The sequence below is a fragment of the Pseudomonas sp. 273 genome (genome assembly GCF_029201425.1).
Lineage (GTDB): Bacteria > Pseudomonadota > Gammaproteobacteria > Pseudomonadales > Pseudomonadaceae > Pseudomonas > Pseudomonas delhiensis.
Map to the genome: position 1 here is coordinate 3,037,041 of NZ_CP116775.1, position 24,815 is coordinate 3,061,855.

The following is a 24,815-nucleotide window of genomic DNA, read 5'->3' on the forward strand; positions in this document are numbered from 1 at the left end:
CGGGCCGTTTCGGGGCGCCGTTTTCGCAGGAAACGCCGCGCAAGGCAACAGGCGGGCTCAGGAATCCTTGTTGAGCAACGCGGCCAGCCCGGCCAGCGCCTTGTGCGTGACCTTCGGCCCGCTGGCGCCGGCGTCGTTGCCCTGGTAATGGGCATCGACCTGGCGCTGGTGCTCGTTGTCGTGGCAGTAGAGGCACAGCAGCTCCCAGTTGGAGCCGTCCTCGGGGTTGTTGTCGTGGTTGTGGTCGCGGTGGTGCACGGTGAGTTCGCTCAGGCGCTTGCCGGAGAACTCGCGGCCGCAGCGCCCGCAGATCCAGGGGTACATCTTCAGGGCCTTTTCCCGGTAGCTGCTTTCGCGGCGCTGCTGCGCCTCGGCCAGGAGCTGGTCGACCTTGCTGGTGGGTTTGGCGGGGGTTGGCATGGTGGTGGCTCGGGTGGTTGGGGGCAGGTTTTCAGCATACCTCCGCGCAGGATGGATTGTCCGTATCACCGGAGGGGGCGGCGCAGCCTGCGGGTCCAATCGCGGACGGAGTCCGCTCCTACGCTCGTGCTTCCCTGGAACCGTAGGAGCGGACTCTGTCCGCGATCATGGCGGATAACGCCGTAGGCGTTATGCGCCCTACGGGTCTGCGGCCGGTCGGTCGTCGGGGCGCGACCAGATCCACAGGTTGCCGATCGCCATCCCCAGCACCACCGCGTATAGCCAGTAGCCATGGGGCAGGGTGACCAGCATGAGCGCCAGCGCCGCGAGCATCGCCAGGCTGGCGGCGACCTTGGCCCGGCGGGCGATGGCGCGGCCGTTGCGCCAGTTGGCGAGGATGGGGCCGAACAGCCGGTGGTTCTCCAGCCAGGCGCTCAGCCGGGGCGAGCTCCTGGCCGCGGCCCAGGCCGCCAGCAGGACGAACTCGGTGGTCGGCAGGCCGGGTACCACCAGGCCGACCATGCCCACGCCCAGGCTGGTGTAGGCGAGCAGGGCATAGAGCAGGCGGGCGGTGCGCGAACGGGCGGGCTGGGACATCGGGACGGCAGCGACGGGGGTGACAGGCGCATCCTGGCGGCTGCCGGGATGCGCGTCAATCACCGCGTCAGGCGCGGGCGGCGGCATGCTCGTAGGCGTGCTGCAGCAGCACGCCGAAACGCTCGAAGGCGGCCAGGGCGCCGGCTTCGGCTTCGCGCTCTTCCGCGGCGCTCAGCGCCAGGCCGTCGAGGGTGCGGGTGAAGCGCTTCCAGCCCTCGGCGCGGCCGCCGGCCGGCTCGCCCAGGTGGCGGGCGCCGAAGTTCTCGTCCAGGCCCAGGGCGGCCACGCGCTTGATCAGGAAGGCGGCGCCGAGCTTGGAGCCCTCGGAGACGAACAGCCAGCCCAGCGCTTCGGCGCGGGACGGCCTGGTGATGGCGCCGGCCACCGGCGCCGGGACTTCCGCGCCCAGGTCGGCGAGGTCGGCCTTGGCCTGCAGGGCGCGGCAGCGCTCGGGCAGGTCGGGGAAGAGGGCGCCCAGCTCGGCGTCCTGGTACAGCGCCTGCAGTTCCGACTGGAACAGGTACTGGGCGACGACGAAGGGGGTGAAGTTCTCGCGGCTGGCGAAGGGCTCGTGGGCCTTCACCGCGTTGTCCAGGCGCTGGTGCGGGGCGTGGGTCGCCAGGTTCAGGCGCTGGGAGCGCAGGGCGGGGGCTTCCAGGGTGGTCATGCAACGGGTTCCTTGAAGTGGTGGATCACTGAAGACGAGACGAACGAGGGCGGGAAAAACGTAAAGAACGATGAGAGGTTTTCCTGTAGGAGCGTGCCCTGCCCGCGATTTCGCGCGCAGGGCACGCTCCTGCAGGTGAATCCGGAGGTGGGCATGGCGGAGCGGATCTTATCCGCGAATCGCGCCGGTGGTTCCGGCTATCGCGGACAAGGTCCGCTCCTACACCGTCGGTACCCGCAACACCCCGTAGGATGGTGTTGAGCGAAGCGATACCCATCGCCATGACCGCATGGGTACCGCAAGCTCGACCCATCCTACGAAGAGCGGTTACCTCAGATATCCCACACCAGGTTGAGCGAGAAGTTGCGGCCCGGCTGGGTCAGGCGGTCGAGGTTGGCCGGGGCCAGCACCGCGGCCTCGCCGACGCTGTCGTAGCCGCGCACGTCGTCCCACAGCCAGTACTTCTTGTCGGTGAGGTTGTACACGCCGGCGTTCAGCGTCAGGTCGTCGGTCAGCTTGTAGTAGGCGGTCAGGTCGAGGATGCCGAAGCCGGGGGTCTTGAACTGGCTGCTGGTGCCGTCCGGGGCGTTGAAGGTGGTGTCGTCGACGCGGTCCTTGCGCTTGACCAGGGTCCAGTTCAGCAGACCGCCGTAGACCTGGCTGGGAGCGTCGTAGCCCAGGCCGAACACGCCGGTGAGCGGGTTGACGCTGTTGATCGGCTCGCCGGTGTCCTTGTTGCGGCCGTAGGCGTAGGCCACCGAGCCCTTGGTGTAGAGGCCCTGGGGCGCGCCGAACGGGGCCAGTTCCAGGCGGCCCTTGAGCTCCACGCCCTTGATGATGGCGTGCTTGATGTTGTTGCTCTGGAAGGTGACCTCGTTGTAGCCGGCGGTGATGGCGTCCTCGTTGATGAAGTCGCGGTACTTGTTGTAGAACACCGAGACGTCGAAGGTGCCGACGTCGAAGGTGCCGCGCAGGCCGGTCTCGTAGCTCTGGCTGCGCTCCGGGTCGAGGTCCGGGTTGGGTTCGACGCGGTAGCCGCTGGTGGGGTTGTCGAAGCGGCCGTACAGGGCCTTGGCGGTCGGGGTGCGGAAGCCCTGGGCGTACTGGCCGTACCACAGGTAGTTGTCGTCGAAGGCGTAGGTCACGCCGAGCTTGGGCGAGAGCTGGTGCCAGGTCTTGTCCTCGCTGCTGACCTCGCCGTCGCCGCTCTGGTCCGCGGTGTTGAGGAATTCCTCGGTGATGTGCGGCTTCAGCCGGGTGTAGTCGTAGCGCAGGCCGGGCAGGAAGGTCCAGGCGTTCCAGCGGATCTCGTCCTGGGCGAACAGGCCGTAGGTGTCGATGGTCGGGTCCGGGAAGTCGCTGCTGCGCGCCAGCACGTCGCTGGCGCTGGTGGCGCCGACGGCGCTGCAGCCGCGGCCCACCGCCAGGCAGGTGCCGTTGCCTTCGCGGTAGCCGGTGACCTTCTGCCGCTTGAGGTTGGTGCCGTAGGTCAGCAGGTGGTCGGTCTGGCCCAGCTCGAAGCTCTTGTCCAGCTGCAGGTCGAACACCCACAGGCGTTCCTTGTAGAGGGTGTCGCGGGTGCGCAGGACCTGGCGAGTGATGGGGTAGTAGAACTCCTCGGTGCCCTGTTCGGTCTTCGCCACCTGGTAGTTGAAGGTCCACTTGGCGTGGTCGGCCAGCGCGCTGTCGAGCAGGAACTGGTGGTCCAGGCCGAAGCGCTCGCGGGTGATGGTGTCGTTGGCCTTGCGCCACTGGTACATGCCGCCGGGCAGCACGCTGTCGGGGATGGTCGGCGCGCCGTTGAAGTAGGGGCCGCCATAGGCGCTCTTCTGGTCGGAGTCGACGTCGTCCTTGTAGTGCTCGTAGGTCAGGCCGAAGCGCGAGCCCTCGGCGTAGTTCCAGCCCAGCTTGGCCAGCACGTTGGTGGTGCGCACGTCCTCGGGGTTGGCCTCGGTGCGGGAGAGGCCGGTGCCGCCGTGGCTGCCGTAGGACTCGGTCTCGTGGCCGTTGCGCTGGCTGACGTGGAGCAGGGCGTCGAAGTCGTCGTGGCGGCCGGCGACGGTGGCGGAGGTCAGCCAGCTGTCGTCGGCCGAGCTGTAGCCGGCCTTCAGGCGCGCGCCGACGTCCTTGCCGTCCTTGATGATGTCGTCCGGGTCGAGGGTGAAGTAGCTCACCGCGCCGCCGATGGCGTTGCTGCCGTACAGCGCCGAGGCCGGGCCGCGGAGGATTTCCACGCGCTTGACGATCTCCGGGTCGACGTAGTTGCGCTCGGTCTGGGCATAGGGGCCGTTGAAGAAGGAGCCGGGGATCTCGACGCCGTCGACCTGCGTCAGCACGCGGTCGCCGTCGATGCCGCGGATGTTGTAGCCGGTGATGCCGGAGCGCTGGCCGGTGCCGCCGACGCTGACGCCCGGTTCGTCGCGCACCAGGTCCTTGATGCTGTTGACGTTGTTGCGGTCCAGATCGGTGCGGCTGCGCACGCTGACGCTGTTCGGCACCTCGTTGACGTTCTGCGCCTGGCGGGTGGCGGTGACGGTCTGCGGCTGCAGCTCGATGGCGCGGGCGCCCGGGGTGCGGAACAGCACGACGTTGCGTTCGGAGACCTGGCGGTAGTCCAGGCCGCTGCCGGCCAGCAGGCGCTTGAGCGCCTGCTCGGCGCCCAGGCGGCCGGTGACGCCGGGGGAGGTGACGCCGCTGGCCAGTTCCGCCGGCAGGGCCACCTGCCAGCCGGTGACCGAGCTGAAGGCGTTCAGCGCGCCGGCCAGCGGCTGGCGCTCGATGGCGAAGCGGTAGCCGGCCTGGGCCTGGCTGCTGGGTTCGGCTGCCTGGGCGCTGACGGCGGGCACGGCGGCCAGGGCGATGGACAGTGCCAGCAGCGAAAGGCTGGCCGGTGCGCGCAGGCGATGCAGGGTGGAGCGTCGGGCGTGAGGGATCATCGAGGGCTCTCTTCTGAGTGTCGTCGCATTAAAAATGCGAATCAGTTGCATTGGCATCTGACGAAACGATCGAGGCCTCGGGATCGCGTAAAAATAATTTTTGGGGAATCGGGAGCCCGAGCGTAGGGCGGATAACCGTTCGCGGTTATCCGCCGTTGGCCCATGCACCGAGGCCCACGAACGGCGGCGGATAACGCCGTAGGCGTTATGCGCCCTACGAGTTCGCGGGCAGGCGGGGTTCAGAACCCCAGCAACTGCCCCACCTGGTCCCCCTGCGGGTTGTCGCTGCGGCTCACCAGCGCGTAGTTGTAGTCGCCCTGGCTCCAGTAGCGCGTCAGCAGCTCGCCGTCCTGCCGCTGGCCGTGGGGCAGCAGGAGGTGGCCGGGGCCCGGCGGGCGGATGAAGAAGCTCAGGCGGTGGCCCTGGGTGTCTTCGTATATCACCAGCGCCGCCGCGCCCTGCTCGGTGGCCAGCAGGCGCGCGCCGACGGTGCGCAGGCCCAGGCGGTCGAGGTCGGACGGCAGGCTGGCATTCTCCAGGTAGCGGCCGAGCCAGTTGCGCACGTTCTCGCCGGCCCGGGTATCCAGCGGCGCGCTGCTGCCGTTGGCGGCGAACAGGCGGTAGGCCTGCACCGCGTCCTCCATCGGCTTGCCGTGCCGGACCAGGCTCATCTCGCGGGCCTGCCAGCCGCCCAGGCTGCCCACGCCCAGGGCCACCAGCAGGCCGGCGGCGACGGCCAGGCGGGCGTGGCGGCGTTCGCGCAGGCGGCGGCGGATGTGCGCCGGGTCCAGCGCCGCGCCGGCCGGCGGCAGGGGGCGGCTGGCCAGGGCGGCGCGCAGGTGCTGGGCGTCCTGTTTCCAGCCTTCGACGCGGCGGGCGTCCTGCGGGTGGCTGGCCAGCCAGGCCTCGATCCACTGCCGGCGCTCGGCGTCCAGCTGGCCGTCGACGTAGGCGTGCAGGTCGCTTTCGGTAGGAGTCAGTTCGCTCATTTGAGTACCCGTAGGGAAGGGGCGCCGCCACTGCCTTCGCTGAGCGCGCGCAGGGCCTGGCGTGCGCGCGACAGGCGCGACATCACGGTGCCGATGGGGATCTGCAGGGCCTCGCCGACCTCGCGGTAGCTCAGCCCCTCGACGCTGACCAGGGCGAGCAGGGCGCGCTGTTCGGCCGGCAGGCGTTCGAAGGCCTCCAGGGTGGACTGGGCGCTGACGATGTCCTCGGTGGAGGGGCTGTGTTCGTCCGTGCCGCCGAACAGCGAGAGGATGCGCGCATAGCGGCGGGCGCGGCGCTGGCCGTCGACGAACAGGCGGTAGAGGATGGCGAACAGCCAGGCGCGCAGGTCGCCGTCGCCGCGCTTGCCGCCCCAGGCCGACAGGGCCTTTTCCAGGGTGGCCTGGACCAGGTCGTCGGCGCTGGCCGCGTGGCGCGTCAGGGAGAGCGCGAAGCGCCGCAGGCGCGGCAGCAGTTCGCGCAGTTGCTGGTCATCCAGTTCGTTCATCGCACCGCGGCCGTCGGCCGTCTCCGTGGTTCGTCGAGCCCGTGGGACGAACCTGCGGGCAGTTTATTCCACCGCCGATCGGCCTTGCGGTGAATTTTCCGTGCCGGGAATAACCGGGCGCCTGGGGCGTCGTACGGGCTCATCGAACGCAGCCCAACGAGGACGCCCCCATGACCCAACCCGACTCGGCGCCGCCGAACCTGCCCCTGCGCCTGGCGGCCATCGCCCTGGCGGTGGGCGGCCTGGCCGCCGCCTTCGCCTACGCCGCCGGCTGGATCGGCCCGCAGCGCCTGACCCCGGCGCGCCTGGTGGACAGCCTGGAGCGCAACGCCGGCGTCTACCCGGCCTACCGCCGCAACCACGCCAAGGGCCTGTGCGTGGTCGGCCATTTCGACAGCAACGGCGCCGGCGGCGAAGTTTCCCGCGCCGCGGTGTTCGCCCCGGGCAGCGTGCCGGTGGTGGGGCGCCTGGCCATCCCCGGCGGCAACCCGGCCGCCAGCGACGGCGCGGCGCCGATCCGCAGCCTGGCCCTGCGCTTCCTGCCCGGGCACGGCGGCGAATGGCGCACCGGCATGAACGCCATGCCGGTGTTCGTGGTGAACAGCGTGCAGGGTTTCTACGCGCTGCAACAGGCCTCGCAGCCGCAGCCGGGCAGCGGCAAGCCCGACCCGGCGAAGCTGGCCGCGTTCTTCCAGGCGCACCCGGAGACCGCCGCCTTCCGCGAATGGGTGAAGAGTTCCACACCCTCGTCCAGCTACGCCAACAGCGCCTACTACGGCCTCAATGCCTTCCTCCTGGTGGACGGGCAGGGCCGCGAGCACCCGGTGCGCTGGTCGGTGCAGCCGGAGGCGCCGTACCAGCCGATCAGCGCCGAGCAGCGCGGCGAGGCCGACTTCCTCGCTGCCGAGCTGCAGCAGCGCCTGGCCCAGGGGCCGCTCAAGTGGCGCCTGCAGCTGACCCTCGGCGAGCCCGGCGACTCCACCGCCGACGCCACCCGCGCCTGGCCGGCGCAGCGCCGCAGCATCGATGCCGGCGAGCTGGTCATCGAACGCGCGCTGCCCGAGCAGGGCGGGCCCTGCCAGGACGTCAACTACGACCCGCTGGTGCTCCCCGATGGCATCCGCGCCTCCGACGACCCGCTGCTGAGCGCGCGCTCGGCGGCCTATTCGGAGTCCTTCAACCGCCGTACCCGCGAACAGGCCGCCCTGCCGGCCAAGGAGCCGCAGCCGTGAACGCCGAACCCCGCTACTTCCCCTTGCCGTTGCGCATCCTGCACTGGCTGATGGCGCCGCTGGTGATCGCCATGCTGCTGATCGGCCTGGCCATGGTCGCCAGCGCATCGCCCGCCCACGCCACCCTGGTGGCGATCCACAAGCCCCTGGGTGCGGCCCTGCTGGTGCTGGTGCTGCTGCGCCTGGCCATCCGCCTGAGCGGCCGGGTGCCGCCGCTGCCGCGGGCGATGCCGCACTGGCAGCGACGCCTGGCCCATGCCTCGCACTACCTGCTGTACGCGCTGCTGATCCTGCAGCCGCTGGTGGGCTGGACCATGCAGTCGGCCGGCGGCTACCCGGTGGTGCTGTTCGAAGGCCACGAGCTGCCGGCCCTGGTCGATCCGTCGGTGTGGCTGCACAGCGTGCTGCGCAGCGCCCACAGCCTGATCGCCTACCTGCTGATGGCGACCATCCTGCTGCACCTGGCGGCCGCCCTGTTCCATGGCCTGGTGCGCCGCGACGCGGTGCTGCCCAGCATGACCGGCGGTCGCTTGCCGACCGCCGCCCCGGGAGAACGTCCATGAGCATCCGCCCCCTCAAGCCCCTCCTGCTCGCCCTGGCCCTGGCCGCCACCCCGGCCGCCTTCGCCAGCGAGGCCGGCGACCCGCCGGCCGAGGACTACCGCTACGGCAGCCGCCCGGACATCGCCGAGGTGCTGCGCCCGGCGGACCTGGATTTCTGCGGCATCCGCGAGGTGGAGACGCTCTACCTCGACCACCACGGGCAGAAGCACCTGATGCGCTACCCGGTCTGGGGCCAGGGCTGCCCGAGCGAGAACTGACGGCAGCCCCCCGTGCCGGCCCGCGTTCACTGCCGTTGCGTGCTGCCTTCGACCACGGTGACGGTGGCGGTGGTGCCGGCGCGCAGGCGGTCGCGGCCGGCGTAGGCCGGGTCCACGGCGATGCGCACCGGGATGCGCTGGGCCAGCTTGACCCAGGTGTAGCTGGGGTTGATGTTGGCCAGCAGGCGATTGCCCGGGGCGTTCTCGCGGTCGGTGATGGCGAAGGCGATGCTCTGCACCCGGCCCTCGAAGCGCTCGCCGCTCATCAGTTCGATGCGCACCCGGTCGCCCTCGTGGATGCGCGGCAGCTTGGTTTCCTCGAAGTAGCCGCCGACGTAGAAGGAGTCGCTGTCCACCAGCGCCAGCAGCGGCGCGCCGGCGCTGGCGAAGTCGCCGGCGCGGGTCAGCAGGTTGGTCACGTAGCCGTTCACCGGGGCGTAGACGCGGGTTCGCTCCAGGTCCACCCGGGCCTGCTGCAGGGCGGTCTCGGCGAGGTGCACCTGGGCCTCGGCCAGGCCCAGGTTGGCCTGCTCGCGCACCAGCTGGGCCTGCGCCACCGAGACGTCGGTGTTGGCCTTCTCCCATTCCTCGGCGGAGATCGCCGAGCGCGCCTTGAGCGCGCGGCGGCGGTATTCCTCGCTCTGCCGCTGGCGCAGCAGCGCCTGGTTGGCGGCGATGGAGGCCTGGGACTGGCCGAGCGCGGCCCTGGCCACCGCCACCGCGCGCTCGGCGTGCTGCACCGCCAGGGCGTAGCGCTCGGGGTCGATGCGCAGCAGCAGGTCGCCCTTGTTCACGTGCTGGTTGTCCTGCACGCGCAGCTCGACGATGCGCCCGGAGACGTCCGCCGCCAGGCTCACCACGTCGGCGCGCACACGGGCGTCGCGGGTCCAGGGGGCGCGGGTGTAGTAGCTCCAGGCGTAGCTGCCCAGGACCACGGCCAGCAGCACCACGGCCAGGGTGAGGAGCGGCGGCAACAGCTTGCGTAGCGAATCCATGTCAGTGCAGCGCTCCCATCAGCAGGACCAGGCCGGCGCAGAGGCAAGCGTAGAGGGCGCCCTCGAACAGCGCCTCGTGCCACACCAGGCGCATCACGCCGATGCGCCGCAGCAGCCAGTCCAGGGCGATGAACAGGGGCAGGGCGAGGATCAGCGCCTGGGCGACGGGGGCAGGTAGACGCCGCCGATCTCGAAGTCAGTGGGCATGCAGGTTCTCCCGCGTGGCTTGCAGGGGGGACGGGGGTTCGCCGAGCAGGTCGCGGTAGCGCTCCAGCAGGGCGGCGGCGATCAGCAGCGACACGGCGCTGGCGAACAGTGGCCGCAGGGCCAGGCCGGGGGCGGTTTCGCGTTCGGCGTGGAAGGCGTCCAGGCGCTCGCTCAGGCCGCGCAGGCGCGGCAGCAACTCGTCCAGGCCACGGCGTGGCGGCTGCGCCAGCGCCTCGGCGAGGTCGTCCAGGCACTGCGCCAGGGGCGCGCGGAAGTCCGCCGGCAGCCCCGGGGCCAGGGCCTCGCGGCGCAGTTGGTGCAGCACCACGCCGAGGGTCATGCACGCCAGGGTGCATTCGAAGCGCCGCGCCGACAGCGCCTCGCGCGCCGCCGGCAGTAGCCCGAGCATGTTCGCCAGGCGGTCCACCAGGCGGCTCTCGAAACTGAAGCGGTGCGCCTCGTCGGGCCGGGCCAGCAGCACCTGGCGTACCTCCTCGCGGCTCTGCAGGAACAGCCGGCGGATGCGCGCGTCCGGGGCGAAGGGGAAGATGCAGGCGTAGGCCAGCAGCGACAGGCCGGTGGCGAAGGCGTAGCCGCCGGCGAACTCGAACCACTGGATGGCGTCGTTGAACCAGACGCCCTGGTTCTGTGGCCCGACCATGAGGAAGCTGGTCAGCCCCAGGCCGATGGCGATGCCGGCGGTCTGCGGGCTGTACAGGCCGATGGCGACCAGGTACAGCAGCGGCGCGAGCAGCAGCGCCAGCATCTCGAAGTCGGCCACCGTCGGCAGTCCGAGGAACAGCAGCAGCGCCGAGGCCAGGAAGGCCAGCAGCAGGCCGCGCAGGTAGTTCTGGCAGGCCGCCAGCGGCCGCGGGAAGGTGGCCAGTAGGGAGCAGAGGATGGCCACCAGGATCAGCCCGCCACGGGCGCCGTCCCAGGCCGTCTCGATCCATACCAGCGCGCCGAGGCTCAGCGCCAGGAAGGCGCGCACCCCGTTCATCAGCGCCAGGCGGTAGTCCAGGTGCAGGGCCTGGGCGCGGCCCTGGTGCACCGCGCAGCTGCCCGGACGGCCCTCGCGGATGGCCTCGGCCAGTTCCAGCATCTCGTCCAGTTGCTGCATCAGCCGCGCCTGCTCGTAGCGCAGGCCCCAGGCCAGCGAACGCAGGGCGGCGGGCAGGCCGTCGGCGAGCTGCTCGACTTCGCTGGCGGCGTTGTCGAAGCGCCGACGCAACTGGGTGATGCGCTTGCGGCTGGCGGCGGGCAGGGCGTTGCCGTGGCGCGCCAGCTCTTCCAGGCAGGCCAGCTCGTCCTCGCGCAGGCGCTGCACGGCTGGCGGCAGCGGGCCGTCCAGGCGCTGCAGGACGAGCGTGCGCTGGCGGTGCAGGATGGCCAGGCGCGAGGTCATCAGCACCAGCTGGTTGCCCAGCAGCTGCACCAGGCCGTCGACGCTGCGCAGGCGCGGGGCGTCGAAGTAGAGGTGGCGGCGCAAGCCTTCCAGGGCGCCGATCTCGCCCAGCAGCTGCATCTGCCGACGGCGGAAGTCTTCCTCCGGTTCCTGCGCGCGCACCGCCGCGGCGGCATGCACGGCGATCAGCCGCAGCAGCACGTCGACCTTGGCGAAGTAGCCGCGCGCCACGCCTTCGGGGCGGGCGAAGAACAGGCTGACCAGGGTCACGCAGGCCACCCCAGCAGCGTCTCGGTGACCCGCGTGATGGCCAGGCCGTAGGTGCCCTCAGGGTCGGGCTGGGCCAGCAGCGCCACTATCACTGCGGTGAAGCCGGCGAGCACGAACGCATGGGAATGGGTGTAGCGCAGCAGGGTGCCGCCGGCGGTGCACAGTCCCAGCCACAGCGCCAGGGTGAGCAGGAAGGGCAGCGGCGCCTGGGGGAACAGCGCCATGACGCCCACCGCCACCGCGCCGCCGAGGGTGGTGCCCAGCACCTGGGCGAAGCTCTTCTGCAGGGTCATGCCGGCCAGCGGCTGGCTGATGATGACCACCGTCATGCTCGCCCACTTGGGTTGGTCGAGGTCGAGCAGGAAGGCCAGGTACAGCGTCAGCAGCCCGGCCAGCACGGTGCGCAGGGCGAACAGCAGGCTGTCGGCCGTGGGCTGCAGCAGGGCGCGGAGGTAGACGAGCAGGGGTTGCATGCCGGCTCCGGGGCGGCTGGGGAACCCCCTTCAGTCTGGCCCAGGCGGCGGATTTTGCCGGCCGGCTTCAGCGCAGCCGGCTGTCGATGTGGATTTCGCCGCTGAGCAGCTTGTGCACCGGGCAGGCGTTGGCGATCTCCAGCAGGCGCTGGCGCTGGGCGTCGTCCAGCGCGCCGTTCAGGCCGATGTCGCGGGTGATGCGGCTGTTGCCGGGCTTCTCCTGGCTCAGTGCGAGCTGCACCTGGATGCCGTCCAGCGGCCACTGCTTGCGCCGCGCGTACATGGCCAGGGTGATGGCGGTGCAGGCGCCCAGGGACGACAGCAGCAGTTGGAAGGGCGCCGGCCCCTGGTTGCCGCCGCCCAGCTCGGCGGGCTCGTCGGCCAGCCATTGGTGCAGGCCGTCGGACAGGCTGACCTGGTAGGGAATGCCGGCGTGGCTGGCGGTGACGGGGGCGTCGCTCATGGGGGAAAGCTCCTTGGAGGTGAAGCCTGGGAGTCTAACCGCTTGCGCAGGGCCATGTGGCTTGTGGCGATCTCAGACCTGCAGCGGCGGCCAGTGCCTGGCCGTATGCACGAGGGCCAATATCCTGACGACCTCGTCTTCTACCTGCCTGATAGACGAGGCGGTAATGTTCGTGGGGAATCAGTTCACGGGTTCCGGGAATCCTGCCCGGCTTGCCCCTTTGGGGAAACTGCGTCAGTGCGCCGGCCATCCTGGAGAACAGTTCGTCCATACGTACGGCCGCCGACGGATTATCGACGGCGATGTAGTCCCAGATATCGCTGCGGTCTTGTTCCGCCTGCGGCGTCCAGAGAACCTTCATCCGTGGCCCATGGCCTTGGCTCGACGGGCTGCGAAGTCGGCCTCGACCTCTTCATTCGAGCGACCCTGCCCGGCCTGCACGGAAGCGCGCGCGGCTTCGACCTTGCGCTGGAGATACTCGTCATATTCGCGGGACTGGCGTTGTTCACGGATGAACTCCCGCATCAGTTCCCGCATCACTTGCGAGGCAGGACGATGGGCCGCTTCCGCAGCAGCCATGAAATCGGCCCGAAGTTCGGCCTCTAGTTTCATGGTGAAGACCGCTTCTTTGGACATGCTCGCAGCTCCTGGTAATTACAGTGTATATACCTAGTATGCACGCCTGGGCACTTTACGCCATATCGATGGGTGTTGGAATGCATCCGCGGCTTAGGACTGGTTTCCGGGCTGCGCCCCCCGCGCCTGCTGCAAGCGGATGTGCCGCCGCGCGCTGCGCGCCAGGCGGATGCCCAGCAGGATGGCCGCGCAGGTCAGGCCGACGATCAGCCCCTCCCACAGCCCGCGCGGGCCGGTGGGTGGCTGGAACCAGTCGGTGAGGCCGAGGCTGTAGCCCACCGGCAGGCCGATGCCCCAGTAGGCGAACAGGGTGATGATCATGGTCGCGCGGGTGTCCTGGTAGCCGCGCAGGGCGCCGGCGGCGGTGACCTGCAGGCCGTCGGAGAACTGGAACAGCGCCGAGTACACCAGCAGCGCGGCGGCCAGGGCCAGCACCTCGGGGTCGCGGGTGTAGAGCGCGGCGATGTGCTCGCGGAACAGCAGCATGGCGCTGGCCGAGATGGCCGCCCAGGCCAGCGCCGTGGCCATCCCGGTGCCGGCGGAGAAGCGCGCGTCGCGCGGGCGGCTGGCGCCCAGGGCCTGGCCGACGCGCACGGTCACCGCCATGGCCAGGGCGTAGGGGATCATGAAGGCCAGGGCGCTGATGTTCAGGGCGATCTGGTGGCCGGCCACGACCTTCTCGCCCAGCTCGCCGATCAGCAGGGCGATCACCGAGAAGATGCTCGACTCGGCGAAGATGGCGATGCCGATGGGCAGGCCGACGCTGACCAGGGCGCCGATCACCTTGCGGTCGGGCCGCTCCCAGCGGGCGAACAGGGCGCTGGGCTTGTACACCCGGGCGCTGTTCACCCACACCAGCATGCCCAGCAGCATGAACCACATCACCGTGCCGGTGGCCCAGCCGCAGCCGGCGCCGCCCAGGGCGGGGAAGCCCAGGTGGCCGTAGATCAGCACGTAGTTCAGCGGGATGTTCAGCAGCAGCCCGCAGATGCCCAGCACCATGCTCGGCCGGGTGCGCCCCAGGCCGTCGCTGAAACAGCGCAACACGTGGTACAGGGCCACCGCCGGCAGGCCGCAGGCGATGCCGCGCAGGTAGAAGCGGCTGGGCTCGATCAGCGCCTGCTCGACCTTCATCGCCCGCAGGATGGGCTCGGAGAGGAACCACAGCGCGGCCGCCGCCAGCGGCCCCACCAGCAGCGCCAGCCACAGCGCCTGGCGCACCAGCGGGCCGGTGCCGGGCTGGTCGCCGGCGCCGAAGCGCTGGGCGACCTTGGCGGTGGTGGCCAGCAGGGTGCCGGTCATCAGCAGGAACACCGGGATCCAGATGGAGTTGCCCAGGGCCACTGCGGCCAGGTCGCGCGGGCCGACGCGGCCGGCCATGACGGCGTCGACGAAGCCCATGGCGGTGGTGGCCAGCTGGGCGATCATGATGGGCGCGGCGAGGGTGAGCAGCTCCCTGAGTTCGGTGGCGATGCGCCGTCCGCGCGAGACGGGCTGGGCAATGGCAGTCACGGCTGTCCTTGGCTGAGCGTACGTTGGCAAGCCGGCCAGTCTATCGCCTGACGCCATGGTCAGGAAAGCGCCGCGCACGCGGGCCGCGACCCCTGGCCGTGGCGCTGGTAAAGTGACGGGAATCATCCGTAGGCGCTTTCCTCACAGGAGCTTTGCCCATGCGCATCCTTGCCGACGAGAACATTCCCCTGGCCGAGGCTTTCTTCGGCGCCCAGGGCGACATCCGCCGCGTCCCCGGGCGCGCGATCGACCGCGCCGCCCTGGGTGACGCCGAGGTGCTGCTGGTGCGCTCGGTGACCCAGGTCGACCGCGAGCTGCTGCAGGGCAGCGCGGTGCGCTTCGTCGGCACCTGCACCATCGGCACCGACCACCTGGACCTGGCCTACTTCGCCGAGGCCGGCATCGCCTGGTCCAGCGCCCCGGGCTGCAACGCCCGCGGCGTGGTGGACTGGGTGCTGGGCAGCCTGCTGGCGCTGGCCGAGGCCCACGGCGCGGACCTGGCCAGGCGCCGCTACGGCGTGGTCGGCGCCGGCCAGGTCGGCGGGCGCCTGGTGGACGTGCTGCGCGGCCTGGGCTGGGACGTGCGGGTGTGCGACCCGCCGCGGCAGGCCGCCGAGGGCGGCGATTTCGTCAGCCTGGAGGAGATCGTCCACGAATGCGACGTGATCAGCCTGCACACGCCGCTGACCAGCATGGGCGCGCACATGACCCGCCACCTGATCGACGCCGAGCGCCTGGCCCACCTGCGCCCCGGCGCCTGGCTGCTCAACGCCAGCCGCGGCGCGGTGGTGGACAACCTGGCGCTGCGCCAGCGCCTGGAGAGCGGCGCCAACCTCGATGTGGCGCTGGACGTGTGGGAGGGCGAGCCCCAGGCCGACCCCGAGCTGGCCCAGCTGTGCCGCATCGCCACCCCGCACATCGCCGGCTACAGCCTGGACGGCAAGCTGCGCGGCACCGCGCAGATCTACGGGGCCTTCTGCGCCTGGCGCGGCATCGAGCCCAGCGTGCAGCTGGACGACCTGCTGCCGGCGCAATGGCTGATGGAACTGGGCCTGGGCGAGGACTGCGCGCCGGACTGGGCGCTGGGCCTGCTGTGCCGCGCGGTGTACGACCCGCGTGGCGATGATGCGGCCTTCCGGCGCAGCCTGGTGGGCGGCGCCGAGGCGCGCCGCGAGGCCTTCGATGCGCTGCGCAAGCATTACCCGCCGCGCCGCGAGATCACCGGCCTGTGGGTGGACATCCAGGGCGAGGCGCCGGCGCTGGAACGCCTGGTGCGGGCGCTGGGCGCCAACCGGGTGGGCGAGTAGGCGAGACGGGGAAGAGGGCCCGCCGCGGGCGCGGCGGGCCGGAGGGGCTCAGCGCGCGCGCTTTTGCACGCAGCTGCCCTCCAGTTCGCGGCAGGCGCGCTGGATCATGTCTTCGGTGATGGGTATCTCGCGGCCCTGGGCGTCGATGATCGAGCCGCCCACCGGCTGGTCCGGGGTCGGCCGCGGGGGTTCGCGACGTGGGGCGTTGTCGTGGGTCGGGTGCGAGCTCATGGCCAAACTCCTCATCGAAAGCTGCTGCAGTCTAGGCAGAATCACATGAAGTCCCGGTGACAGCGCAGCGCACGCCGGGCGAAACGACCGCCATGGCCGCGGGCGCAAGCCGGGCGGCGGGGCGGTGAATGCTTGTTATGAGCCGGTCCCTCCCGGACCTGGTATCCGTGGGAAAGTCCTTTGAGGTTGAGTATGGACGGATTTCACCTGGGCCTGATCGTCAATCCGCTGGCCGGTATCGGCGGCGCCGCCGCGCTCAAGGGCAGCGATGGCGTCGCCGAACGGGCCCTGGCGCTGGGGGCCGCGCCGCGCGCGGCCGAGCGTACCCGCCAGGCCCTGGAGGTGCTGCTGCCGCTGCGCGAGCGCCTGCGCTGGCTGACCTTCCCGGGGCCGATGGGCGGCGACCTGCTGGCCGAGCTGGGCTTTCATTTCGAGGTGATTGGCGAGCTGGCGGACGAGCAGACCAGCGCCGAGGACACCCGGCGCGCCGTGACCCTGCTGCAGGACGCCGGGGTGGCGCTGATCCTCTTCGCCGGCGGCGACGGCACCGCCCGCGACGTCGCCGCGGTGGCGCGCGAGGGCCAGCCGGTGCTGGGCATCCCGGCCGGGGTGAAGATCCATTCCGGGGTCTACGCGGTCAGCCCGCGGGCGGCCGGCGAGCTGGCCCGGCGCCTGGTGGAGGGCGGCCTGGTGCGCCTGGCCCAGGGCGAGGTGCGCGACCTCGACGAGGCGGCGCTGCGCGAGGGCAGGGTGGCGGCGCGCTGGTACGCCGAGCTGACGGTGCCGGAGGAAGGCCGCTTCATGCAGCACGTGAAGCAGGCCGGGGTGGAGACCGAGGAACTGGTGCTGGCCGACATCGCCGACTGGCTGCGCGACACCTGGGAGGACGGCGTGCGCTACGTCTTCGGCCCCGGCTCGACGCTGCACGGCCTGGCCCGCGAGCTGGGCCTGGAGACCACGCTGCTGGGCGTGGACGTGATCGAGAACGGCGAGGTGATCGCCCGCGACGTCACCGAGCAGCAATTGTTCGAACTGGTGGACGACTACCCCAGCTGGCTGCTGGTGACGGTGATCGGCGGCCAGGGCCACGTGATCGGCCGCGGCAACCAGCAGATCAGCCCGCGGGTGCTGCGCGCCATCGGCCTGGAACGCCTGCGGGTGGTGGCCACCAAGCGCAAGCTCGGCACCCTGGAGGGCCGGCCGCTGCTGGTGGACAGCGGCGACCCGCAGCTGGACGCGAGTTTCCCCGACGTGCTGCGGGTCTGGGCCGGCTACAAGGAAGAGCTGCTCTACCCGTTGGCCGAGGCGCTGTAGCCGCCCAGGCCGAGGAAGCGGGCGAGCGGGGCGATGCGCGACAGCAGGCAGCGCTCCAGCAGCCAGACGAGCAGCAGCGACGCCCCCAGCAGCGGCAGGTACAGCCCCAGCAGCACCAGCACGGTGAGGGCCAGCGCCGGGTAGCGCGCCCCCGCCATGGCCGCCGGCGCGCCCAGCACGCCCCGGGGCCGGCGCCGCCACCAGAGCACCAGGGCGCTGAGCGCCAGGCAGACCAGCCCCAGGGTGGTGAACAGGCCGAGCAGTTGATTGGCCACGCCGAACAGCTGGCCCTCGTGGGCCGCCACGCCATAGCCGATGACGCGGTCCAGCAGCGGCCGCTGGGCGAAGTCCACGCGCTCGAGCACTTCACCGGTCTGCGCGTCCAGCACCAGGTTGACGCGCTGCGGGCGGTTGGCCGCGTCCGAACGCGCTGTCCACCGCGGCGCCATGGCCGAGGGCGGCGCCAGCAGCACGGGGTAGGGCAGGTCCAGCGCCTGCACGGTCGGCAGCATGCGGTCCAGGGCGGTGTAGTCCGGTGCCGGCGGCGGCATGCCGGGCATGGCGTGGTGCATCATGCCCGGCATGTTGGCGTGCTCGTCCGCCGGGGCGCTGTTCTGCGCACGGCGCTGGGCCATTTCCGAGGCGCGGCCGGTGGTCCAGTCCTGTTGCACCGTCTGCCTGGCCACCCATTGGCGGACGTCCTTGAGCGCACCGCCCCAGAAGGTCGCCCAGGGCAGGCCGCTGAGGATCAGCAGCAGGGCGAACAGCGACACCCAGAACCCGGTCACCCCGTGCAGGTCGCGCCAGAACAGCCGGCCGCGCTGGCCCAGGCGCGGGTAGAGCACCCCGCCCAGGCGCGTGCCGCGCGGCCACCAGAGGTACAGGCCGGTCACCAGCAACAGCACCGTCCAGCAGGCGGCCAGCTCCACCAGGTAGGAACCGGTGCTGCCCATCAGCAACTCGCCGTGCAGGTGGAACAGCTGGCGGCTGAAGCGCTGGTCCTCGGCCACCCGGTGCAGCACCCGGGCATCGGTCGGGTCGACGTAGACGCGGTACAGCCCCTCGCCGCTGCCGACCAGCACCTGCGCCGCATCGCGCGGGCCATCCGGCAACTGGTAGGCGTTCAGTCGCGCGCCGGGCACCGCGGCCAGGGCTGCGCGCACCTGTTCGCTGACCGGCAGCCGCGCGGCGCTGGCGTCCACCTGGTTGTAGGGGCTGTCGAGCAGGGCGTCGATCTGCGGGCGGAACAGGTAGATGGAGCCGGTGAGCGACAGGGCGAGGATGAACGGGATGCAGAACAGGCCTGCATAGAAGTGCCAGCGCCAGATCAGGCGGTACAGCGCGGCGCGGTTGGCTGGTTGCATGGCGGGCCTCAGTAGTCGTAGCTCAGGCCGAGGAAGGCCGTGCGCTGCGGGTAGGGGTGGCTGACGTAGTACTTCTCGTTGCCCAGGTTGTCGATGCCGGCCGAGGCGGTGAGGTGCTCGTCGATGCGGTAGCTGGCCTTGACGTCGAACACGCTGTAGCGGCTGATGCCGCCGTAGGTGTCGTGGTTGTCGTCGGTGTTCAGCAGGGTGCCGTAGGCGGCGCTGGAATAGCGGTAGCCCAGGGCATAGGTCAGGCGCGAATCCTGGTGGTAGACCGCGGACAGGCGCGCCCGCCAGCGCGGGATGCGCGGGTAGTCGTTGCCCTCGGCGGCGGGGGTCAGCTGGTCCTCGAGGATTTTCGCCTGGGTCCAGGTCAGGCTGGCGGACAGGTCCAGGCCGGGCAGGCCGACGTCCCTGGCGTCCAGCGCGCTCTCGATGCCGCGCAGGCGCGCGCGGTCGATGTTGGCGATGCGGGTGACGTTGGGGCTGACGCTGGTGTCGGTCTGCGAGAACAGCGCGTCGTGGCGTTCTTCCTGGAACAGCGAGACGCGCAGCAGGTAGCGGTCCCAGCCGTACTGGGTGGTCCAGTCGAAGGAACGCACGTCCTCGGGTTTCAGCTCCGGGTTGTTCTGCACCAGCTGGGTGCCGCTGCTGATCTGCTGGAACAGCTCGCCCACGGTTGGGTAGCGCACCGCGCGGCCGTAGGAGAAGCGCGTCTGCAGGGCGTCGGTGATGTCGAAGGCCAGCGCCGCCTTGGGCGAGATGTCGTTGCGCTGCTGGTCGTCGTAGTGGGCCACCTGGGGCGTGGTGGTGACGTCGCGGTTGAAGCCGTCGAAGGCTTCCCAGTGCTCGGCGCGGGCGCCCAGGGTCAGCGTCCAGCGCGGGGCGAACTTCCAGGCGTCCTGCAGGTACAGCGCCTGGGTGCGCGTCTCGCCGCCGGAGGCCGCGACCTTGGCGCCGTCGCCGCCGGACTTCCAGTCGTCCAGCTGGTAGGTGCGCTGCTTCAGCTGGTAGTCGTCGATGTGGTAGCCGAAGGTCAGCTCGTGCGCATCGGGGCGCCAGGTGCCGCGCAGCTCGCCGGTCTGCCAGCCGGTGCCGTCCTGCACCTGGCGGGTGCCGGCCAGGCTCTGGCCGTAGTTGGAGGCGGTGCGGGTGGCCGAATCCAGGTAGCGGTAGTCGCTGACCGAGGCCTGCCAGTCGAAGGGCCCGCCGCTGTGGCTGGCCAGCGACAGGCCGTTGAGCAGGTGCAGCTCGTCGGTGCGGCTGGGGTTGAGGCCGGAGACCTTGTACGACTGCCCGTCGATGTTGACCGTGCCGTTGTACAGGGTGCGCCCGCTGGCGTCCTTGAGGTAGCTGTCGACGCCGGTGTGGGAGTCGTTGGACCACAGGCCCAGGGTGTAGACCGCGCTCACGCCCGAATCGAAGTCCCAGCCCAGCTTGAGCTTGCCCTGGTCCTGCAGGCTGTGGTCGATGGAGTAGCCACCGAACACCAGGCGCTGTTTGCCGTTCTGGTCGCTGTCCGAGTGCGCGCCGCCGGCGCTGGGCGCGCCGGCTACCGGGGCCTTGCCCGACAGGCCGGCGGTGGAATAGCTCATCGGCTGGCCCTGGCTGTCCAGGTGGTCGTAGGACACCCATACCGACAGCGGCCCGCGGCGGTCGCCGGCGGCCAGGCTGATGTCGCCGGTGCCATAGTCGTCATGGCTGCCGTAGAGGTCGAAGTCCTGCCGCGAGCCGGTGACCGAGGCGTGGAATTCCGGGCGCGTGGGCATGCGCGTCTCCAGTGTCACCACGCCGCCCAGGGAGTTGCCCGGGTAGAGCGCGCTGAACGGGCCGTAGAGCACGTCCACCCGGGAAATCTCGGCGGGCGCCACCAGGCCCCAGCGCGGCGGGAAGCCGTAGCTGTTGCCGAGCAGGTTGGAGAGCAGCAGGTCGTCGGCGTAGACCAGCGACTGCGCGCTGGAGATGGTGCCGGTGGTGCGGGTGGCGAGGATGCCGTTGCGGTCGCCGATGTAGCGCTCGCGCACCTCGAGGCTGGGCAGGTATTTCAGGGCCTGGGCGGAGGTCACCAGGTTGGTGCTCTCGCGCAGTTGTTCGGCCGTGCGGCTCTCGACCACGGCGGGGGCACTGGCCAGCGCGGCGGGCAGCGGCTGCTGGCCTTCGGCGCTGACCACCACGTCGGCCAGGCGGGTGGGGGCATCGCCGTCGGCGGCGGTTTCGGCGTGGGCCGGCAGCAGCAGGCTGCCGGCCAGGCCGCAGAGCAGGGTGCGGGCGGCCGGGGGCTTCAGTGCGTAGGCAACGCACCGGCGCAGGGATGTGGACATCCGGATGATCCTTGTTCAGGACGACGGGAGCGCGGCCAGGCGTGCGCGCAGGGGCACGCACGCGCGGGGCGCGGGTTCGGGGTGTCGTGGAACGGGATCAGGCCAGGGGCGGGCCGCGCGGACGGACGTCCAGCAGGTGCAGGAAGGGCGGGAGGGGCAGCGCCGGCGGCGGCGCCTGGGCGTTGACCGGCCCCAGCGCCGGGGCCATGGCAATGGCCCAGAGCAGCGCCGGGCTGTCGTGCAGCAGGGTGCAGTAGCCGCAGGCCGGGTCGAGGCTGTTGTGGACCATGCCGCCGTGGTCGTCGGCCGGGGCCTGCTGCATGGCCCCGTGGTCCATGGGCATCTGCCCCATGTCATGGGCGGAGCACCAGGCGCCCTGCGGCGGCGAGGCGTGCTCGACGGCCTCGAGGGTGCGCGAGAAGGTCGGGGCGAACAGCAACAGCCCGAGGGCCATGACGGCCAGCCAGGAGGCGAGGCGGTACTGTGCTGAATGACGGCGCAAGCGGCAGCGTCCCGATCGGTGGGCCGGATTGGGGCCGATATGCTGCCATGGTTGGGGCGTGGGGGAAAGGCGGAGCGGAGCGTGCAGGGTGTCGTTGGCCAACCGTAGGGCGAATAACCGTTCGCGGTTATCCGCCGCCGGCCGGAACAGCGGTGTCCGGGGCCATTGGCGGATAACGCCGTAGGCGTTATGCGCCCTACGGGGAACCCGGGAGCTTCGCGGTCGCGCGTCGCGCCGAACGGTTGGGGAGGGTCAGGGAGCGAGTGGCGAGTCCGGAGTCATCCGGAGACGCCAGCTACCCCTCACGCCCCTCCGCCCGACAAACAGCGAGCCGAATCCGCGCCGCCTCCCTTGCGTGGCGCGGCAATACTGTCATGCTGTCATCATTGGCTTCGGCGGCCCCGGCCGCCGTGCCTTTCGGGGAAGCGAGCATAATGACGGCGCCACACCCGCCTCGTCGCCGGGCGGTGGTGGTGTCTACCAGGGCGGGGCTATGCGCGACATCGGCAGTTGGCTGTTGGCAGTGATTCTGGCGGGGCTGACGGCCCAGGCGCTGGCTCAGGACGAGCGGACCTTGCACGTGCTCGCCTGGCCCGGCTATGCCGACGCCGACGTGGTGAAGGCCTTCGAGCGGCGCGAAGGGGCCCGGGTGGCGGTGACCTTCGTGGATTCCGACGAGGCCCTGTGGGACCGCCTGCATGCCCAGGGTGGACGGCTGTTCGACGTGGTCGCCGCCAATACCGCGGAAATCCAGCGCTACCAGCGCGCCGGGCTGCTGCAGCCGCTGGACCTGGCGGCCATTCCCAACACCCGCCGGCAGCAGCCGCGCTTCCGTGACCTGGCCGGCATCGGCGGGCTGGTCGCCGAGGGCCAGGTCTACGCCATTCCCTACACCTACGCCGCCATCGGGTTGATCTACGACCGCCGCCAGGTGCCGCAGCCGCCCCGCAGCATGGCCGAGCTGTGGAACCCGCGCTACCAGGGCAAGGTGCTGGCCTTCAACAGCGCCCAGCACAACTTCTCCTTCACCGCGCTGAGCCTGGGCCTGCCCGACCCCTTCCACCTCGACGCCCGGCAGACGCGGCGCGTGGCCCTGCGCCTGGTGGAGCTGCGACGCAACCTGCTGGCCTACTACAGCCTGCCCGAGGAGGCCACCGCCCTGTTCGTGCAGCACCGTGCGGCGCTGATGTTCGCCAACTATGGCGCCCAGCAACTGACGCAGCTGCGCCAGGCCGGCGCCGACGTCGGCTACGCCATCCCCGAGGAGGGAGCGTTGGCCTGGCTGGACTGTTGGGCGGTGACCCGTAGCGCCGGCGACCGGGCCCTGGCCCAGGCGTGGATCGACTACATGCTGGAACCCTCGGTCAGCGCGCTGCTGACCCAGCGCCAGGGCCTGGACAACACCCTGGGCGCAGCGGCCGCGCCGGATACCGGGGCACGCCTGTACTGGCTGCAGCCGGTGGAGGACGTGGGCCGCCGCGAGGCGCTGTGGAGCCGCATCGTCTCCGGCGACCGGGCGGAGCGCTTCTGATGCGCCTGGGGATCATCGCCAAGCTCAGCATCCTCCTGGCCTGCATCGGCATCCTGTCCTCCGGCGTCACCGGCTACTACGCCTACACGGCCAACCGCCAGTTGCTGACCAACGAGGCCGAGCGCAACCTGCTGACGTCCACCCAACTGCTCGCCCAGCGCTTCAGCTCGCTGCTGGACGACATCGGCGCCGACGCCCTGACCCTGGCCAACATGCCCTCGGCGCCCAAGGTGGCCGCGCCGCCCGGCAACGTGGTGGACCTGGTGGCGCAGGAGCGCCTGGCCGGCGTATTCGCTACCTTCATGCGCCTGCACCCGCAGTATTCCCAGGTACGCCTGATCGGCCGCCAGGAGCATGGCCTGGAAGTGCTGCGCTACGACCGCGACGGCCAGCGCGTGCTGCGCGTGGACGGCGAGCAGTTGCAGGAGAAGGGGCACTTCCCCTACGTCTTCGAGAGCCTGGCGCTGGCGCCGGGGCAGGTGTTCGTCTCGCCGATCACGGTCAACCACGAGCAGGGCGCCCACGCCGCCGACGGCGCACCGACGCTGCGCGTGGCCACCCCGGTGCCCGGTGGCGCAGGTGGCAACGAAGGCGTGGTGGTGATCAACGTCGACCTGAAGAAATTCCTCGACCAGCTGGTGGCCGACCTGCCGCAGGGCCTGGAGCTGTACCTGACCAACGAGTGGGGCGACTTCCTGGTGCACCCGGACCCGGCCATGACCTTCGGCTTCGACAAGGGCCGGCGCATCCTGGTGCAGGACAGCTTCGTCGAGACCCGCGGGCTGTTCGAGGGCGCCGGCAGCGTGCTGGTCAACGACCTGCAGGGCGCGCACCGCGAGCACGGGCGGATCATGGCCTTCGTGCGCAAGCCCTTCGGCCTGCCCGGCCAGGGGCATTTCGTGGTGCTCGGCCTGGCCCGGCCGCTGGACGAGGTGCTGGCCAGCGGCCGGCCGCTGGGCCTGAGCATCATCCAGATGGTGCTGGTGTTCAGCCTGCTGGCCACCGCCCTGGCGGTGCTCTTCGCCCGCGCGCTGACGCGCCCGCTGCAGATGCTGATCCATGCCGCGGTGCGCTTCCAGGCCGAGCACAGCCTGGCCGCCGAGCTGCCGCTGCAGCGCCAGGACGAGATCGGCCTGCTGGCACGCGGCTTCGACCAGCTGCGCAAGGAGCTCAAGGCGCGCATGGAGGCGATGAGCCGCAGCCAGCAGGAGCTGCAGCACCTGGCCAACCACGATTCGCTGACCGGCCTGCCCAACCGCATGCAGTTCTTCGCGCAGCTGGAACAGGCCATCGCCCAGGTGGCCGCCAGCCACGAGCAGCTGGCACTGCTGTTCATCGACCTGGACTACTTCAAGCGCATCAACGACGAGATGGGCCACGCCGCCGGCGACGAGGTGCTGACCATCATCGCCCGCCGCCTGCGCCACGCGGTGCGCGACCACGACCTGGTGGCGCGCCTGGGCGGCGACGAGTTCGTGGTGCTGCTGCGCGGGCCGGGCATCGCCGGCACCGCCTCGGCCGTGGCGCGCAAGATCCTCGCCACCCTCGGCGAGAAGCTGCTGCTGCAGGGCGCGGTGGTGCAGGTGGGGCCAGCATCGGCATCGCCCTCTATCCCGACGACGGCAACAGCGCCGAGGAACTGCTGCTGCGCGCCGACGGCGCCATGTACCGGGCCAAGGTCGAGGGCCGGCGCAGCTTCGCCTGCCAGCAGGGTGGCGGCCTGGAGATCGACCGGCACCCGGAGGTCTAGTCATTCCCGCGAACGAGGGTAATCGCGGACAGAGTCCTACAATTTGCCTTGAAGCACGGGCTCTCCGTAGGAGCGGACTCTGTCCGCGATTTGGCGGATAACGCCGTAGGCGTTATGCGCCCTACGAACTATCGCGAACACGGGGAACCAGGGTTCGCGAGCAAGCTCGCTCCTACGAAAAGCAAAAGCGGCTCTTGCTCTGGCGTTTGGGATTTCCAGAGAAACCTCCGCGCGCACCGGAACGCCCCTTCAGAAGGCCGAGCGAAACCGGCGCTCAGGAGGTCATGCGACATGGATGTCGCTAGAGCCCCGATGGGCTACAGGGACGTACCCTCGGGGCGGGCCTCCGTGGCGGGGGAATTCGCGA

The 24,815-nt window shown here is 70.8% G+C and carries 21 protein-coding genes and 3 pseudogenes; 7 read left to right on the forward strand and 17 right to left on the reverse strand.

Annotated features, from left to right (window positions below; all coding sequences use genetic code 11):
* Positions 1 to 57: 57 nt before the first annotated feature.
* The 6 genes from PKO50_RS14280 to PKO50_RS14305 all read right to left on the reverse strand — a co-directional run bounded on the left by PKO50_RS14280 (position 58) and on the right by PKO50_RS14305 (position 6,115).
* Positions 58 to 420, reverse strand: a complete 363-nt coding sequence (locus tag PKO50_RS14280; RefSeq protein ID WP_043317887.1) for a YajD family HNH nuclease — start codon at positions 418 to 420, stop codon at positions 58 to 60.
* A gap of 198 nt (positions 421 to 618) precedes the next feature.
* A complete protein-coding gene (locus PKO50_RS14285; protein ID WP_275630099.1) occupies positions 619 to 1,017 on the reverse strand; it encodes a YbaN family protein in 399 nt (132 codons plus the stop codon).
* A 67-nt stretch (positions 1,018 to 1,084) separates the two neighbouring features.
* Positions 1,085 to 1,684 carry a biliverdin-producing heme oxygenase gene (locus PKO50_RS14290; protein WP_109933628.1) on the reverse strand — a complete coding sequence of 200 codons (600 nt, stop codon included), beginning with the start codon at positions 1,682 to 1,684 and terminating at the stop codon, positions 1,085 to 1,087.
* 332 nt (positions 1,685 to 2,016) lie between these two features.
* Complete coding sequence (locus PKO50_RS14295) at positions 2,017 to 4,620, reverse strand: TonB-dependent receptor (RefSeq protein ID WP_275630100.1); 2,604 nt, start codon at positions 4,618 to 4,620, stop codon at positions 2,017 to 2,019.
* Between the two features lie 239 nt (positions 4,621 to 4,859).
* Positions 4,860 to 5,609 (reverse strand): anti-sigma factor, encoded by a 750-nt coding sequence (locus PKO50_RS14300; protein WP_109935583.1) that lies wholly within the window; start codon positions 5,607 to 5,609, stop codon positions 4,860 to 4,862.
* Complete coding sequence (locus PKO50_RS14305; protein WP_275630101.1) at positions 5,606 to 6,115, reverse strand: sigma-70 family RNA polymerase sigma factor; 510 nt, start codon at positions 6,113 to 6,115, stop codon at positions 5,606 to 5,608. Before PKO50_RS14305 ends, PKO50_RS14300 begins: the two co-directional genes overlap by 4 nt.
* A 170-nt stretch (positions 6,116 to 6,285) precedes the next feature.
* On the opposite strand from PKO50_RS14305, the gene PKO50_RS14310 reads away from it, so the two are divergent.
* Genes PKO50_RS14310 through PKO50_RS14320 form a run of 3 tightly spaced genes read left to right on the forward strand, consistent with a single transcriptional unit; the run spans position 6,286 to position 8,167 of the window.
* Positions 6,286 to 7,347, forward strand: coding sequence for a catalase family peroxidase (locus PKO50_RS14310; RefSeq protein WP_109935585.1), 1,062 nt, complete (start codon positions 6,286 to 6,288; stop codon positions 7,345 to 7,347).
* Entirely contained in the window at positions 7,344 to 7,910 is a 567-nt protein-coding gene (locus tag PKO50_RS14315; protein ID WP_275630102.1) for a cytochrome b, read from the forward strand. Before PKO50_RS14310 ends, PKO50_RS14315 begins: the two co-directional genes overlap by 4 nt.
* A complete protein-coding gene (locus PKO50_RS14320) occupies positions 7,907 to 8,167 on the forward strand; it encodes a DUF2790 domain-containing protein (RefSeq protein WP_109935587.1) in 261 nt (86 codons plus the stop codon). Before PKO50_RS14315 ends, PKO50_RS14320 begins: the two co-directional genes overlap by 4 nt.
* Before the next feature lie 26 nt (positions 8,168 to 8,193).
* Here the strand turns inward: PKO50_RS14320 and PKO50_RS14325 are convergent, their stop codons facing one another.
* From PKO50_RS14325 to PKO50_RS14355, 7 genes and pseudogenes are all read right to left on the reverse strand, one after another.
* Positions 8,194 to 9,162 carry an HlyD family secretion protein gene (locus PKO50_RS14325; RefSeq protein WP_109935588.1) on the reverse strand — a complete coding sequence of 323 codons (969 nt, stop codon included), beginning with the start codon at positions 9,160 to 9,162 and terminating at the stop codon, positions 8,194 to 8,196.
* 1 nt (position 9,163) lies between these two features.
* Positions 9,164 to 9,369, reverse strand: a pseudogene (locus PKO50_RS14330) (DUF1656 domain-containing protein).
* Positions 9,359 to 11,517, reverse strand: a pseudogene (locus tag PKO50_RS14335) (FUSC family protein). Before PKO50_RS14335 ends, PKO50_RS14330 begins: the two co-directional pseudogenes overlap by 11 nt.
* Before the next feature lie 67 nt (positions 11,518 to 11,584).
* On the reverse strand, positions 11,585 to 11,980 hold the full coding sequence (locus PKO50_RS14340) for an OsmC family protein (protein ID WP_109935590.1): 396 nt from the start codon (positions 11,978 to 11,980) through the stop codon (positions 11,585 to 11,587).
* Positions 11,981 to 12,052: 72 nt separating this feature from the next.
* Positions 12,053 to 12,341 (reverse strand): annotated as a pseudogene (locus PKO50_RS14345) (type II toxin-antitoxin system RelE/ParE family toxin).
* On the reverse strand, positions 12,338 to 12,616 hold the full coding sequence (locus tag PKO50_RS14350; protein WP_275630103.1) for an antitoxin of toxin-antitoxin stability system: 279 nt from the start codon (positions 12,614 to 12,616) through the stop codon (positions 12,338 to 12,340). Before PKO50_RS14350 ends, PKO50_RS14345 begins: the two are co-directional and overlap by 4 nt.
* A 93-nt stretch (positions 12,617 to 12,709) precedes the next feature.
* Positions 12,710 to 14,128: an MATE family efflux transporter gene (locus PKO50_RS14355; RefSeq protein WP_275630104.1), complete on the reverse strand. Its 1,419-nt coding sequence runs from the start codon at positions 14,126 to 14,128 to the stop codon at positions 12,710 to 12,712.
* 158 nt (positions 14,129 to 14,286) lie between these two features.
* On the opposite strand from PKO50_RS14355, the gene pdxB reads away from it, so the two are divergent.
* On the forward strand, positions 14,287 to 15,435 hold the full coding sequence (gene pdxB, locus PKO50_RS14360) for a 4-phosphoerythronate dehydrogenase PdxB (protein WP_275630105.1): 1,149 nt from the start codon (positions 14,287 to 14,289) through the stop codon (positions 15,433 to 15,435).
* A 48-nt stretch (positions 15,436 to 15,483) separates the two neighbouring features.
* Here the strand turns inward: pdxB and PKO50_RS14365 are convergent, their stop codons facing one another.
* Entirely contained in the window at positions 15,484 to 15,666 is a 183-nt protein-coding gene (locus PKO50_RS14365; RefSeq protein ID WP_089392098.1) for a PA1571 family protein, read from the reverse strand.
* Positions 15,667 to 15,858: 192 nt separating this feature from the next.
* On the opposite strand from PKO50_RS14365, the gene PKO50_RS14370 reads away from it, so the two are divergent.
* On the forward strand, positions 15,859 to 16,980 hold the full coding sequence (locus PKO50_RS14370) for an ATP-NAD kinase family protein (protein ID WP_109935594.1): 1,122 nt from the start codon (positions 15,859 to 15,861) through the stop codon (positions 16,978 to 16,980).
* On the opposite strand, the gene PKO50_RS14375 is transcribed toward PKO50_RS14370, so the two are convergent.
* The 3 genes from PKO50_RS14375 to PKO50_RS14385 all read right to left on the reverse strand — a co-directional run bounded on the left by PKO50_RS14375 (position 16,956) and on the right by PKO50_RS14385 (position 21,167).
* Positions 16,956 to 18,344, reverse strand: coding sequence for a PepSY domain-containing protein (locus PKO50_RS14375; protein WP_109935595.1), 1,389 nt, complete (start codon positions 18,342 to 18,344; stop codon positions 16,956 to 16,958). The two genes, PKO50_RS14370 and PKO50_RS14375, sit on opposite strands and share 25 nt — an antisense overlap.
* 8 nt (positions 18,345 to 18,352) lie before the next feature.
* Entirely contained in the window at positions 18,353 to 20,665 is a 2,313-nt protein-coding gene (locus PKO50_RS14380; protein WP_275630106.1) for a TonB-dependent receptor, read from the reverse strand.
* A 97-nt stretch (positions 20,666 to 20,762) separates the two neighbouring features.
* A complete protein-coding gene (locus PKO50_RS14385) occupies positions 20,763 to 21,167 on the reverse strand; it encodes a DUF2946 domain-containing protein (protein WP_146219627.1) in 405 nt (134 codons plus the stop codon).
* A gap of 493 nt (positions 21,168 to 21,660) precedes the next feature.
* On the opposite strand from PKO50_RS14385, the gene PKO50_RS14390 reads away from it, so the two are divergent.
* Positions 21,661 to 22,698 (forward strand): extracellular solute-binding protein, encoded by a 1,038-nt coding sequence (locus tag PKO50_RS14390; protein WP_109935598.1) that lies wholly within the window; start codon positions 21,661 to 21,663, stop codon positions 22,696 to 22,698.
* Positions 22,698 to 24,470 carry a diguanylate cyclase gene (locus PKO50_RS14395; protein WP_275630107.1) on the forward strand — a complete coding sequence of 591 codons (1,773 nt, stop codon included), beginning with the start codon at positions 22,698 to 22,700 and terminating at the stop codon, positions 24,468 to 24,470. The genes PKO50_RS14390 and PKO50_RS14395 overlap by 1 nt, the downstream gene beginning before the upstream one ends.
* The last annotated feature ends 345 nt before the right edge of the window (positions 24,471 to 24,815 follow it).

Excerpts from the sequence above, each read along its gene's own strand:
- PKO50_RS14280 (WP_043317887.1), bottom strand. The coding sequence starts at position 420 with ATGCCAACCCCCGCCAAACCCACCAGCAAGGTCGACCAGCTCCTGGCC.
- PKO50_RS14285 (WP_275630099.1), bottom strand. The coding sequence starts at position 1,017 with ATGTCCCAGCCCGCCCGTTCGCGCACCGCCCGCCTGCTCTATGCCCTG.
- PKO50_RS14290 (WP_109933628.1), bottom strand. The coding sequence starts at position 1,684 with ATGACCACCCTGGAAGCCCCCGCCCTGCGCTCCCAGCGCCTGAACCTG.
- PKO50_RS14295 (WP_275630100.1), bottom strand. The coding sequence starts at position 4,620 with ATGATCCCTCACGCCCGACGCTCCACCCTGCATCGCCTGCGCGCACCG.
- PKO50_RS14300 (WP_109935583.1), bottom strand. The coding sequence starts at position 5,609 with ATGAGCGAACTGACTCCTACCGAAAGCGACCTGCACGCCTACGTCGAC.
- PKO50_RS14305 (WP_275630101.1), bottom strand. The coding sequence starts at position 6,115 with ATGAACGAACTGGATGACCAGCAACTGCGCGAACTGCTGCCGCGCCTG.
- PKO50_RS14310 (WP_109935585.1), top strand. The coding sequence starts at position 6,286 with ATGACCCAACCCGACTCGGCGCCGCCGAACCTGCCCCTGCGCCTGGCG.
- PKO50_RS14320 (WP_109935587.1), top strand. The coding sequence starts at position 7,907 with ATGAGCATCCGCCCCCTCAAGCCCCTCCTGCTCGCCCTGGCCCTGGCC.
- PKO50_RS14325 (WP_109935588.1), bottom strand. The coding sequence starts at position 9,162 with ATGGATTCGCTACGCAAGCTGTTGCCGCCGCTCCTCACCCTGGCCGTG.
- PKO50_RS14340 (WP_109935590.1), bottom strand. The coding sequence starts at position 11,980 with ATGAGCGACGCCCCCGTCACCGCCAGCCACGCCGGCATTCCCTACCAG.
- PKO50_RS14350 (WP_275630103.1), bottom strand. The coding sequence starts at position 12,616 with ATGTCCAAAGAAGCGGTCTTCACCATGAAACTAGAGGCCGAACTTCGG.
- pdxB (WP_275630105.1), top strand. The coding sequence starts at position 14,287 with ATGCGCATCCTTGCCGACGAGAACATTCCCCTGGCCGAGGCTTTCTTC.
- PKO50_RS14365 (WP_089392098.1), bottom strand. The coding sequence starts at position 15,666 with ATGAGCTCGCACCCGACCCACGACAACGCCCCACGTCGCGAACCCCCG.
- PKO50_RS14370 (WP_109935594.1), top strand. The coding sequence starts at position 15,859 with ATGGACGGATTTCACCTGGGCCTGATCGTCAATCCGCTGGCCGGTATC.
- PKO50_RS14375 (WP_109935595.1), bottom strand. The coding sequence starts at position 18,344 with ATGCAACCAGCCAACCGCGCCGCGCTGTACCGCCTGATCTGGCGCTGG.
- PKO50_RS14380 (WP_275630106.1), bottom strand. The coding sequence starts at position 20,665 with ATGTCCACATCCCTGCGCCGGTGCGTTGCCTACGCACTGAAGCCCCCG.
- PKO50_RS14390 (WP_109935598.1), top strand. The coding sequence starts at position 21,661 with ATGCGCGACATCGGCAGTTGGCTGTTGGCAGTGATTCTGGCGGGGCTG.
- PKO50_RS14395 (WP_275630107.1), top strand. The coding sequence starts at position 22,698 with ATGCGCCTGGGGATCATCGCCAAGCTCAGCATCCTCCTGGCCTGCATC.